13 protein-coding genes and 1 pseudogene are annotated in these 12,486 nt (G+C 44.1%); 11 read left to right on the forward strand and 3 right to left on the reverse strand.

Going from position 1 to position 12,486, the window contains the following annotated elements; translation table 11 throughout:
* Window positions 1-180: 180 nt before the first annotated feature.
* Complete coding sequence (locus tag AC6I8Y_RS05080) at window positions 181-1,095, forward strand: dienelactone hydrolase family protein (protein WP_498020947.1); 915 nt, start codon at window positions 181-183, stop codon at window positions 1,093-1,095.
* A 130-nt stretch (window positions 1,096-1,225) separates the two neighbouring features.
* Here AC6I8Y_RS05080 and AC6I8Y_RS05085 read toward each other — a convergent pair whose 3' ends face one another.
* A complete protein-coding gene (locus AC6I8Y_RS05085; RefSeq protein WP_498020948.1) occupies window positions 1,226-1,717 on the reverse strand; it encodes a GNAT family N-acetyltransferase in 492 nt (163 codons plus the stop codon).
* A 303-nt stretch (window positions 1,718-2,020) separates the two neighbouring features.
* Here AC6I8Y_RS05085 and AC6I8Y_RS05090 point away from each other — a divergent pair.
* The 10 genes and pseudogenes from AC6I8Y_RS05090 to AC6I8Y_RS05135 all read left to right on the forward strand — a co-directional run bounded on the left by AC6I8Y_RS05090 (window position 2,021) and on the right by AC6I8Y_RS05135 (window position 10,076).
* Window positions 2,021-3,413, forward strand: a pseudogene (locus AC6I8Y_RS05090) (NAD(P)/FAD-dependent oxidoreductase).
* A 96-nt stretch (window positions 3,414-3,509) separates the two neighbouring features.
* Window positions 3,510-4,355, forward strand: coding sequence for a DUF3626 domain-containing protein (locus AC6I8Y_RS05095; protein ID WP_498020949.1), 846 nt, complete (start codon window positions 3,510-3,512; stop codon window positions 4,353-4,355).
* Window positions 4,356-4,437: 82 nt separating this feature from the next.
* Window positions 4,438-4,581 (forward strand): hypothetical protein, encoded by a 144-nt coding sequence (locus AC6I8Y_RS05100; RefSeq protein ID WP_498020950.1) that lies wholly within the window; start codon window positions 4,438-4,440, stop codon window positions 4,579-4,581.
* Between the two features lie 543 nt (window positions 4,582-5,124).
* Window positions 5,125-6,105, forward strand: a complete 981-nt coding sequence (locus AC6I8Y_RS05105; protein WP_252013924.1) for a 6-phosphofructokinase — start codon at window positions 5,125-5,127, stop codon at window positions 6,103-6,105.
* Window positions 6,106-6,149: 44 nt separating this feature from the next.
* Window positions 6,150-6,440, forward strand: coding sequence for a PTS sugar transporter subunit IIB (locus AC6I8Y_RS05110; protein WP_252013926.1), 291 nt, complete (start codon window positions 6,150-6,152; stop codon window positions 6,438-6,440).
* Between the two features lie 105 nt (window positions 6,441-6,545).
* Window positions 6,546-7,922: a PTS sugar transporter subunit IIC gene (locus tag AC6I8Y_RS05115; RefSeq protein WP_498020951.1), complete on the forward strand. Its 1,377-nt coding sequence runs from the start codon at window positions 6,546-6,548 to the stop codon at window positions 7,920-7,922.
* A complete protein-coding gene (locus AC6I8Y_RS05120; protein ID WP_498020952.1) occupies window positions 7,909-8,751 on the forward strand; it encodes a class II fructose-bisphosphate aldolase in 843 nt (280 codons plus the stop codon). Before AC6I8Y_RS05115 ends, AC6I8Y_RS05120 begins: the two co-directional genes overlap by 14 nt.
* Before the next feature lie 44 nt (window positions 8,752-8,795).
* Window positions 8,796-9,059, forward strand: coding sequence for a hypothetical protein (locus AC6I8Y_RS05125; RefSeq protein WP_252013931.1), 264 nt, complete (start codon window positions 8,796-8,798; stop codon window positions 9,057-9,059).
* Between the two features lie 37 nt (window positions 9,060-9,096).
* Window positions 9,097-9,534, forward strand: a complete 438-nt coding sequence (locus tag AC6I8Y_RS05130; protein ID WP_498020953.1) for a PTS sugar transporter subunit IIA — start codon at window positions 9,097-9,099, stop codon at window positions 9,532-9,534.
* Complete coding sequence (locus AC6I8Y_RS05135; RefSeq protein ID WP_252013935.1) at window positions 9,531-10,076, forward strand: P-loop nucleotide/nucleoside kinase family protein; 546 nt, start codon at window positions 9,531-9,533, stop codon at window positions 10,074-10,076. Before AC6I8Y_RS05130 ends, AC6I8Y_RS05135 begins: the two co-directional genes overlap by 4 nt.
* A gap of 335 nt (window positions 10,077-10,411) precedes the next feature.
* On the opposite strand, the gene AC6I8Y_RS05140 is transcribed toward AC6I8Y_RS05135, so the two are convergent.
* Window positions 10,412-10,666 (reverse strand): hypothetical protein, encoded by a 255-nt coding sequence (locus tag AC6I8Y_RS05140; RefSeq protein ID WP_498020954.1) that lies wholly within the window; start codon window positions 10,664-10,666, stop codon window positions 10,412-10,414.
* A gap of 80 nt (window positions 10,667-10,746) precedes the next feature.
* Window positions 10,747-12,483 (reverse strand): ABC transporter permease subunit, encoded by a 1,737-nt coding sequence (locus AC6I8Y_RS05145; RefSeq protein WP_498020955.1) that lies wholly within the window; start codon window positions 12,481-12,483, stop codon window positions 10,747-10,749.
* Window positions 12,484-12,486: the final 3 nt, after the last annotated feature.

Here is a 12,486-nt window from a genome sequence, read left to right on the forward strand (position 1 = left end):
GGCTGTAAAATGAGATCTTGCCACCACTTCAAAATCAGGAAAAACCTAAGCTCGTGTAAATTAATGTAAATGCCTCTTATTATTATTCAATTGCCGCTATCTTTGATCGAAGGATAAATGACAAAAGCGTCATTGTTTGAGTTATATGCACTGAATAATAATCAAAGAGGGAGAAAAAGGATGTCAGACCTTACAAAGGACCAAGCCCAAACCGAACCGAGAGTCATTCCGCAAGAAGCATTTGATTGGTACGATGAATATGCGCATGGATTGATTGATCGTCGAGAATTTTTCTCTCGCCTAGGTGGATTGGTAGCGCTCGGTTTTACTATGACAACACTGACGTCAGCGCTAATTCCCAACTATGCAGCTGCAGAGCAAGTTTCTTTCAATGATCCTGCAATTAAAGCGACCTACGTTAAATTCGATTCTCCAAAGGGGCATGGCGAAGGGCAGGGTTATTTGGTCGTGCCGAAAGATTTGCAAGTCAAGGCCCCAGTTGTGTTGGTGATTCATGAAAATCGTGGGCTCAACCCATACATCAAAGACGTTGCAAGACGCCTGGCAATGAGAGGTTTTGTGGCGTTTGCGCCAGATGCTCTCTTCCCGCTGGGTGGGTACCCTGGCAACGATGACGAAGGTCGAGCAATGCAGAAAAGCATGGACAAGGCCAAAATTGAAGAAGATTTTCTTGCAGCAGCTGCGTTTTTGAAATCTCATGAATTGAGTAATGGTAAGTTGGGAGCGGTAGGCTTTTGCTTCGGAGGCTATGTGGTGAATATGCTCGCTGCAACCATACCTGAACAATTAGATGCTGGTGTGCCTTTTTATGGAACGCCAGCGGCAACGGAGCTGAGAAAGAATGTGAAAGGACCGCTGTTGGTTCAATTGGCCAGTCTTGATAAACGAGTGAATGCGACTTGGCCAGATTATGAGGCGGAACTAAAAGCGATTGGCGCTGACTATCAGATGTATATGTATGAAGGTGCTAATCATGGTTTTCACAATGACTCAACGGGTCGATATTCTGAGCCTGATGCGGAACTAGCGTGGAGCCGTACCATCGACTTCTTTGCTGATAAGCTGAAAGCATAAAGAATCGTAACCTAAAACATAGCTAGCATGTCAGTATACGGCGTACGCTCAGACGTTCATCCTCTGGGCGTTGTCGTATACCTACTTGTTACATTAACTCTGATTATGATAATAGTGTGCCGACTAGATTTTATGTTTCTTCTGCATGATGTTGATTTGAGCTAAAAATAAGCTCAATCTCATCATCAAGTCTTCTTCCTGTCGGCTTGAACCCCAGCTTTTGATAAAACGGTAGTGCATTGCCTTTTTCTAGATCCATAGTGGTCAACGACACCCCGTTTAAGCCCACTAGTGCGGCATACTGTTTGCCAAAGTGAAGAGCCTGCTCTCCAAGCCCATTACCTTGAAAGCGATGATCTATCATTACTCGCCATATGTAGAGATGATCTTTTTGAAAGTACTCATCCTCTGCTTCGAGTATTCTAGGATCAATGATTGAAATAAGTCCCGCTGGCTGGTTATCGAAATAGATTCCATAGCTGATGCTGTCGCTGTTGTGGCTAGCTTCTGCTAGCCATTTTGCGTTGTTGGAAATAAGGTGTGACTGAGACTCTCCGACAGTAAGCTCTAAGATGTCATCAAGGATATTGTCATTAATTTTTAAGAAGCTAATGCGATTCATAGGCTCTCTCCGTGGGGCTGCTTTCAGTTTCCATATCCGCTTCATCCTCCCTGTATATTAGAAATGAGTGATGAATGGTGTATTGGTCATTGATAACATCTGTAATGCAGAAAAAACAGACTGAGTTTGTAATAGAGAGTCGTGTTAACGAGAGATTGGCCCATACTAGGGTGAATAGAACTAGATGATTCCTAACAACGATGATGAAAGGTGCGAGGTCTATCGACACGACTTTAGGGAAACAGAGAGCTATCATGCTTGGTATATCGTTTACTTTAACTTTGATTCTACTTGGAGAGTCAGATGCCAAACTGGAGCCATTTCCAACGCAGTTTTACGCTCGTTCTTAGTACTTTTTTTCTACTGGGATGTGAACCAGCGGAAAGTAACTTTGAACCCAACAACAGCTACTGGTTTGATGAAAAACCTAAACAAGATAACCCGCCGCTAAACCAAGACATCAAAGTGGACATTGCCGTCATTGGTGGTGGCTACAGTGGTCTATCAAGCGCTTGGCATTTGGCGAAGTCCAACCCAACTCTCAATATAGCGATTTTCGAAGCAAAACAGGTGGGTAGTGGGGCGTCTGGCAGCAATGGCGGCATGGTGCTGCCTGGTTCAGAAGAGATGGACTTCTATGAAGACGGTGAGGCGAGCAAGCGTCACTATGACCTGACTGTCACTAGCATGAAAAAGCTTGAAGCTCTGGTGAAGTCAACGGGTGTCGACGCTGACCTGGTTCTTGATGGTTATCTAGAAGCGATTCTTGATGAAGAGGATATCGCCGAATATCAAGAGTACGTAGAGACTGCTAACGACTTGGGTATTCCGCTTGAGTATTGGAATGCAGACGAAACGGAAGAAGAACGGTACGGATCGATATGTTGGGGCAGTTTACGAACCTAATGGTGGTCAGGTGCATGCTATGAAGTTGGTTAACGCACTGAGGAAAGCGGTGGAATTAGCCGGCGTTACCATTTATGAGCACAGTCCGGTGACCGACATTCAAGAGGGTAAACAAATCACCCTAAGTGTTGCTGACAAGCACAAGGTTACAGCCGATGATATCGTATTAGCGACCAACGCTTTTACTTCGAAACTGGGTTATTTTGGCGGTCGAGTGTTCCCAGTGCATGCGCAAAGTGCAGTGACGGAGCCATTGAGCGAAGAGCAGCTTGACGCCATTCAATGGCAGCCTGGAATACCATACTTCGATACACGCAATTTACTGTTTCATATAGTGCTCACTCCAGACAATCGTATCGTAATTGGTGGGGGCAATGCAGAATATGAGTTCAATGACGGTTTAGTCTACAAGGGCGATCTAGATGCAGTCAGCGATATGATGATGACGGAACTAGTGACGCTCTACCCAGCGCTGAAAGGCATTAAGTTCGAACGCGTGTGGAATGGTGTATTGGGTATGACTGGTGATAGCAAAGAAGCAGTAGGTGTGATGGGTGAACATCGCAACATCTACTACGCGCTTGGTTATAATGGACACGGTATTAATTTAGCGTTTCTATTTGGTGATGTTGTTGCCACCCTCTATCAAGGTAAGGCTCACCCGTGGTTTGATCATGCGGATGAAAGTTTGCCTATATGGCTGCCTCCCGAGCCTGCCAAATCGGTCGGCATTAAATCGACGTTAATGCTCTATAAGAAACAAGACGAAGCGTATTTAGAGAAAGAGTAGATGGTGTGCGGGGTAGTATCTTAGGTGATCTACCCCGTTGCTTTGCTTAAAGAAATATCAGAGACTGAATGTCGATAGATATAAGATGGAGTAAGCATGAGCAGTAGTAACCCAGTCGATGTAGCCCTTATTAATGTCCGCAATAAATCGAAGGGGACGTTCTTACAGGACGCGTTTACTGTCACTATCAACTTCCACCCTGACCGATTAACCGCGGACAACACCCCTCTACTTTTAGCGATGGCACATTCTGGTGTTTTAAAGTCTCAGTTCGAAACCCAAACCAGTAACGGTGGATTAACCGCCTACAAAGGTGGAGAGCGTTGGCAGTGGGAAGAGAGAGTATTTGATGGAGCCTACGATGGCGCTCCGGATAACCTGAGGCCCAAGTATGGTGCGCTAAACTATCGTCATTATCCAATGGGCGCATCCCCAAGGTTTGGCTCGGCTTTTTTTAAACTCAAACCTCACGTACTCGAACGCACAACCTTCTGTTACCCAGACAGTTATTTTAATCCTGAAGATTTTGCGACCTCAGATCGACTCAGCGATCTCGTTGCTAAGGCGACTCGAGCGCAAGTGGATCGCCTTGATGATTATATAGAGGCTCATATCCATGGCGAGCTCTCTCTTTGTGAAGATGTGGAGAGTTTGGTACTCGACCCAGTATACCGTTCAACGCCAATCGAGCAGCAAGCTCGAGATCTTGGAGTTGTTGTCGAATGGCATGATGGGTATGTGCTTACGATAGAACATATGGCTCAGTTTCCAGACTATCGAGGTCAGGAATACATTGAGCTTGCCAAACGCATTGCGGTCAATGGTGTTATAGATGCTGCCTTATTGGGAAAGGCGGTAACTGAGCAAAACTATGAGGAACAAGAGGTAAAAAAAGTCTGGCACTATTTAGCTCGATTTGGTTATCGAGGAGACAAGTGGTAAATGCACCTAGGTTGCATCCGAGGTCAATTAAGTTCGGTATTTTTGTTCAAAGTGAAAACACTTAACTTTGAGGACCACACAAATGAACCGAATCGTAACTACCCTTGGCTACGGCATTCTATTGAGCAAATATGCTGTCGTTGTTTTGATTGCTGGCATTACAGCGAGTACTGGCGTAATGGCTGGTGACTTGATGCTAGTGGGGCTGGAGACAACTGAGCGCTAGATAACGTCTGATTTTCAATGCTAAAGCAATATACCTCTGTTTGGCTGAGGACACTTTTGCCTCAGCTCAACAGATTAAAACGAACTGACCGCTTGTCGACTCATGTAGAAATACTTTATTCATAGTAAATTACCTACAATTAACCCCATCAATGATATGTCATGCATCGGTTTGTTGTTACGCATTGTTACAGTAAGAAATGTATTTTATCAATCATTGAGAATGTTTTCGTTCTCCGATTAAAAGCGATGATTGCCCTAATAAGATCCCAGTCACAAATTCATCTAAAACCATATTAATAAGACCTGGTGACAATAATTTAACACCCCCGAAGAGAAATGAGCTTTAGATCTCTAAAAACCACCCTTTAATTGTTAAATAATTTAACAATTAAAGGGTGGTTTGTGATTTATGTCACTAAATATGGCCGTTGCATCTGCTTGTTGAATGGGTTGGTGCTTTCTATTTGGTTCTTTTATCGATCTTGATCACGGTTAGTTTTTTTGTAGTAGCCGATAATAAACTCAACAAAGGGGCACTACTATGAAACTTGGAATTGTATTGAGCGGCGGTGATGCTGTTGGTATAAACAACTTTATATATCAGGTCGCTAAATTATCGAATGCGGACATCGTTATTTATAATGGTGGAATTCTCGGGCTGCTTAATGGTAATAAAAAAGATGTAAGCTTTAGAGATTTAGCTGATTACTCATTGTCTTCAATGCCTATTATATCTTCAGGAAGAACAAGCCGCTTTCTAAACGACAACGAATACTTGTCGATTGCAGATAGGCTACGTAAAGACAAAGTTGGAGCATTAATATGTGCTGGTGGCGATGGTTCTATGCGTTTCCTAGCAAAACTCAGTGAATTTGGAGTTAATTGCTTTGGCGTTGGTATGACGGTCGATAATGATCTTGATGGCTCTGAGTTTACAATTGGCTTCTCTACTGCTTGTGAGCAGGTATTAAGAGAAGTTTCTAAATTAAGAAATACAGGTAGAGCACTGGCGAATCGCGTATTTATGGTGGAAGTTCTTGGTGCTTATTCTGGTGAGCTAACTCTTCAATCTGCAATTAAGTCTAATGCTGATTTTGCCTTGATACCAGAGCATCAAATTGATATCGATGAGTTGGCAATGCGCATTCAAGAGAAGCTAGCACTTCAAAATAGCGTCATAATTTTGTGCGCTGAAAGCTACACAAAGGAGTATGAACCAGGCTTCCAAGGAGCGATAAACACAGTCTCTGCAGCTCTTGAGCCAAAGATTGGGGTGAGAATCCGTAAGACCACTCTAGGGTTTGGTTTAAGAAGCGGTGAGCCAACAACCGAAGAAATTTATCAGGGTACGATTGCTGCAACGGAAGTCGTGCGCTGTATTCAAAGTGGCATGGCCAACAAGGTTATTGTCATCAATTCAAGTAATAAACCTATCCCTGTCGATTTAGGTTCAATGACAAGCAGGGTTGTGGATAAAGACGGTCATTTCTTTAAATTGGCCGAACAATTAAAAATAGTCTAACCCAGTGTTATGAAAGGTTAATATGTAGAATCAGGAGGACATCTATGTCTTATAATATATGGTGTGTATGTGGTTGTGGATTGGGTTCAAGTTTTGCTTTAGAAATGACTGCAAAACCTGTATTGGAAAAACTAGGTGTAAAATTTAAGTTAGACCATACCACAGTTTCAGAAGTATTAGCATTAAAACCAGATGCCATCATTACATCAAGCACATTTGCTGATGCAATTAAATCCAGTGCATCACCTCAAGAAGCAGAGAAAGTCATTACTATTGAAAAATTCACTGATAGTGCTGAAATGGAAGAAAAACTCTCTCTATTCTTTAATAAATAATAAAGATCTAACCTGATAAAAACTAGTCCAATCATCCCCTACATATAGGTTGGGCTAGATTTTTACACCCTAAATAAAAGCAAAATATATTCCATGGAGAATGACATGAACGCTTTTTTTGAATTTATCGTGAAAGACTTATTAGGACAAGCATCAATACTTATCGCATTTATTGCAATGCTTGGCCTGATATTACAAAAGAAAGGTTTCGGGAAGATATTTGAAGGCACATTCAAAACCATGCTTGGTTTCTTGGTGATGATGGCTGGTATTAATATTATCGTTGAAACGCTGACCTTCCTAAATAATATATTTACTAATGGGTTTGGAATGACTGGCTACATTACTGATGTAGCAGCGATTGCAGGTCTAGCAAATCAGCAGTTAGGTACTGAAGTAGCGCTTACTTTGATCGTGATTTTTTCCACTAACATCATCATCGCACGTTTCACGCCATGGAAATACATCTTCCTGACAGGCCAAGCGCTACTATGGATGAGTACTATCGGAGCGGTCATCTGCTACAAGGCTGGTCTTACAGGCATGAGCTTAGTTCTTACTGGTGGTATCTTCGGCGGTATCATGGCTGTTGCTATGCCTGCAATTGCTCAACCCGTTGTTAGAAAGATCACTGGTAACGACAACATCGCTTTGGGTCACTTCTGTACTATCGGTTACATGGTACAAGCTGCAGTTGCAAAAGTGGTTGGTAAGGGCTCGAAATCTACAGAAGATATCGAACTACCAAAGAGCTTCTCGTTCCTGAACGATACCTATCTTTCAATGGCAGTTGTCATGATCCCAATGTATTTGATTCCAGCGGTTGCAGCAGGTCCGGAGTACATTGCAGAGTTCTCAGGTGGTATGAACTACCTAATGTACTCTTTCATGCAAGCTATGGTTTTTGTAGCGGGTGTCTTTGTTCTTTACTCTGGTGTACGCCTGTTGCTTCAAGAGCTTGTACCAGCGTTCCAAGGTATTGCAATGCGCTTGGTGCCAAACGCAAAACCTGCTCTTGATTGCCCAGTGTTGTTCCCTTACGCACCTAACGCGGTCATCCTTGGCTTCCTATCAACTACCGTTGGTTCGGTTATCGGTATGCTGGTGTTCCCAATGTTTGGCTTAGCGATGATTCTACCTGGTCTTCTTACCAACTTCTTCGCTGGTGGTACGGCAGGTATCTTTGGTAACGCACTTGGCGGCCGTAAAGGCGCAATCATTGGTGGTGTCGTACACGGCCTATTTATCACTTTCTTGCCAGCAATCTTAATCCCACTACTAGAAACTTATGGTTTCGTAGGTGTGACATTCAGTGACTCTGACGTTATTTCAACAGGTCTACTGCTAGGTAATGCATTCAACGGTAACTGGATGTTCGTTGGTACCTTCATCGCATTCACAGTTGCAATTACATGGTTCGTAAACAAATCCCTATCTTCAGCTAAAGAGCACAAAGAGGAACTAACTAATGAAGCTGCTTAATTTTACAGACTTAAACCGTATCGCTGCTGAGCGTGGCTTCAATGCAGTCGGAAGTTTCAACGTACACTGTTTGGAGATGTTACCTGGTTACTTTGAGGCGGCTATCGACACCAATTCGCCGCTAATGCTGCAAATCTCGACGGGAACAGCGCAGTACCTCGGATATGACTTACTCGTTGCCTCAGTCGTTGCATTGGCAAAAGAGCATGATATCCCAACGTGTTTACACTTAGACCACTGCTCAAACATTGATGACATCAAGTTAGCCATCGATAAAGGCTTTAGTAGTGTTATGTATGATGGATCTCATCTTCCAATCGATGAGAATATCGCAAATACGAATCTGGTCATCGAATATGCTCGACCAAAAGGTGTGACAGTGGAAGCTGAACTTGGAGCGATCGGCGGAGCAGAAGATGGCAAAGTCGTGGCAGCAAACGACATTTCTTTCACGACAGTTGAGGAAGCCGTTTACTTCGTTAAGCACGCTAAAGTTGACATGCTTGCTGTGAGTATCGGTACCGTCCACGGCTCTTACACTGCAAAAACCGACATCCAACATGAGCTTTTGCAAGAACTAGCAAACGAAACGCAAATACCATTGGTTCTGCACGGTGGAACGGGCGTCAGTGACGAAGACATGCGTTTCGTAGTCCGCCATGGTATGGATAAAGTTAATGTAGGGACAGAGATGAATGTCCAATGGGTTAAGCACTGCCAAGACACTTTTGCGACAGGTAAGGTAAACGATTCGGTGCGCAAGTTCTTTATTCCTGCTAGACAAGCTGTGCGAGAAGTAATTGCTGAAAAGATTCGTCTTTTCCAATAAGTAATGTTAGGCGCGCCCCTTTGTGGGGCGCGATAGGAGGAACTATGGGATTGTTTGCTAATTTATTTGGGAAGAAGCCTGAAAAGCCTGTCGATGAGACGTCCGCAAAAACACTCTACGATGAGATACAAACTCTTGAACAGGCACTAGAGAAAGAACCAAGCAATATAAGCTGTCAGCAACAACTGATGTCTAAATACAGTCAAGCCACATCAGTATTTGCTCAAGCGCCATCATACCGCTCTCAGGTTGACCAAGCGCTGACTAGAATGAATGAGCTGAGAAACATGGCTCGAAGTAACTTCTAGACCTTTAGCTACTCTTAGTACATCTGGTGAGGAATTAATGCTCAAACAATTATTAGAACAAAACGACGCAATTCAATTGCAAGTTGAAACTCAAGATTGGCGTGATGCCCTTAAAATTGCGGCAACACCACTTATTAACCACGATTTTATTTCTGAGGATTACCTTAGAGCAATAACGAAAACAACGGAAGAAACTGGCGCTTATTACGTGTTTGAGGATGAGATGTTTGCTTTGCCACATGCTCGTCCAGAGGATGGCGTGAACAAAATGGGCTTTAGTCTGATGACATTGAAAGAACCAATTTCAATCAACGATAGTCCAGAAGTTGACCTGATTATTATGCTGTCTGCGTTAGATGGGCGCAGTCATATTGAGCATGGATTGAAACCGATATTTGAAATGCTCTCTGACAGCGATACGCGTAACAAGATCAAGCAGGCTCAAACTAAAGAAGAGGTATTGTGTTTATTATGAAGACAGTAATTTTAGTTAATGGCGTACCCGCTTCAGGAAAGAGCACAATCGCTAAAGCGATTTCAGTTCACTTTGATCATCCATATCTTTCTATTGATGTAATCAAAGAGCCATTCATGGCCATTCATGACAATATCGATAGAGCCTTTAATCGCGAAATGGGCAAGTCGGCATATCAAGTAATATGGGATACTGTTTCTGATGCACCTGATGGTTGCACGTACGTGATTGATGCTTGGTTTGGTTTTCAACCTAAAGAAACGCTTGAGCAATACCTGAAATCAGCCGGCGTTGACCAAGTTATTGAAGTTTGGAATCAAATATCTCCGGAGCTAGTTTCTCAGCGTTACCGTGACCGCCTACCATTCCGTAAAGAGGGACATCCTGGCGAAGAATATATTCCTGAGTTAGCCGCTCTAGCAGAGAGAGCTTTGCCAATGAGAGTAGGGACGCTGATTTCTGTTGACCAAGATAAAGGTTTTGAGATGGGTGACTTGCTTGCCAGCATTCAATCTAACAATAGAACGCTTGATGTTGCTTAAAATTCTGAGCGTTATATAAGCTCTGATTGATAGATGGGACGGTACTTGATTGGGGGTACCGTCTTTTTGTTTCTAACGGTACCTTCAGCCCTAATTACCTTCAATTTTATCAATACTTCTTACTGTTTGGAAATTTACACCGTTATTGCACTGAACGTGCATTCCCATATCCCGATGCTGCTATGATCAGTTTCGTCTTAGACGACATTCCTCATTTGGGGAAGCGCTAGATATCTTCTGATGTACAAGCAACTGGCGTTTCCCCTGTTCCAATTCTAGGTACAAAAAAACCGCTAACTAAGCGGTTTTAAAATACGTTTTGTCTGTGCGGGTTATCAACCCAGCAAAACCGATGTCTCCAACACATGCTGAGCGTTCTCAAGCATCTGTGGGTATTTGGTCATAAGTTGCTTGTACTTGTCATCAAGCGACTCAAGCGCGTTCATTGCACCAAACATCTCGATCGTTTGTTCTGGTTGAGTGCTTAGCAAAGCTTTCAGGCTTTCAAGGGAAACGTGATTGGCCGTTTCCACCTTTGCTATCGCGCAATCTACCATCTCAAGGGTAATCTGTGTGTGATTGTTGTTCATTGCATTGCTTCTTAGAATTTTGTTTTGCCAGATAGTAATCAAGGCGGCATATTTACACTTTGATTCGGATCATGGACAGCTTAATCATCGAACAACAAATTGATCGCCACACCCATCAAAACGAGACCTGCTATCGGTCCCATTACGCCAAGTGGAGCTCGTTCGATATACGGTAAATTCTCCGCAATCATCAACCCCCACTCTGGTGAAGGTGGCTTAGCACCCAGACCAATAAAGCTCAGCGCAGTGAGGCTTAGGGTGATCACGGGTAATCTTAGCAATGCGTGCCTTAATAGTGGTGGCATAACATAAGGCAGAATGTAATGTCTTAGCACCTTAACGCGGCCCGTTCCCCAGATTGGCGCTAAGTGGGTGTATGGTTGGGCTTTGGCTTCGGCAATGAGGCTTGAGCAGTGAGCTGCAAGCGGTGCCCAAGAGACAAAGACGATAGCGATCATTGCGCTACTCGGATGCATCCCAGTTAAACCCGCAACTAACAGACCGGCAATAATGTACGGCACGCCTTTAGTAATCTCGATAAGACCTTGGCTTATTCTGGTGTTGAAGCCCAAGATGATACCAACGAGCAAGCTTAATAAGGTTGCGATGAAGCCTTCTTTGAATGTCGATAGCATGCCTGCGCCAATACGTGCCATTAAGTCTCGGCCGATACCGTCTGCGCCAAGCGGCGCTTCAAGGCTCGGTGCCGCTAATCTGACGTATTGACTAGTATATGGGTCTCGAATCAGCGACCAAGCGACTACCAGAAATAGAACGGAAAAAATGGAGTAAGCGGTGAGGCGCTTGCCCTTACTTGAAGTAAACGAGAACGTAGTGTGGCTGCTGATCAACTTGCCACTTTTTAAGCTATGTCCAAGAATCCATTGCTGGATAAGTAGTCCGACACTACTAATAAAGATCGAGATCAATAGTAGTACTAGCAGTCCACCTTGTAGCATTGGCAAATCTTGCGCTTTAGCGGCGCCAAGAATGAGTCGGCCAATCCCGGGAATAGAGAAGATCTGCTCTACCGCAACTGCGCCGCCTGTTAGGCCTATCATGATCATCGAGATCTGCGGTATCAAGCTGCTAATGGCTCGTTTCACCGCAAATCTTAGGATTTGGTTTGGGCTCACATTCGCGCTCAGCCAAGTAATGACCCAAGGTTCGTTAAGAACGCGTTGCAAGCTGTCTCTGAGAAGTCGGCTAAATAAACCACTGGCAGGTAATGCCAGCGCTAGGCTTGGTAGCCAAATATCTTGCCAGCTCTGCCAACCATAAGGTGGAAATAGACCCAGCCAGATGGAGAAAACCAGTATCAGCACCGAGGCGATGACATACTCTGGCAGCGATATCAGCACCGTACTTAAACTGCTGTGAGTTTGAGTGAGTTTGTTGGCCTTCCATCGATAGAGCGTATGCAGTAATCCAATACCGCATAGAAAAAACGTCAGCCCGAGTGCGAGTGACATCAAGAAAAGAGAGGTAGACAATGTCTGCTGAATGCCCTCTGAGACCGATGTGCCATCAATCCAAGACACCCCTAAGTCGCCGTGAAAGGCGTCACCTAACCAATCAAGCAGCCTTTCTGTGGCCGAGCGGTCGAGCTGAAGATCCTCCCTGACCGCTGCAAGTGCTTCGGGCGTCAGCATATGTTGCTGACCAGCACGTGCTCGAAGGATAGATTGGCTTGGGTCGATGCCAGCAATATCTGGCATCAAACCTACAAGAATGACTACGACAATAAGTGACGCTAAACGCGATAGCCATGGGGCGATCGCGTTTAGTGACACTCTAGGTGCACCAGCAGACATCATTGC

This window comes from Vibrio sp. KUL78, assembly GCF_059725505.1.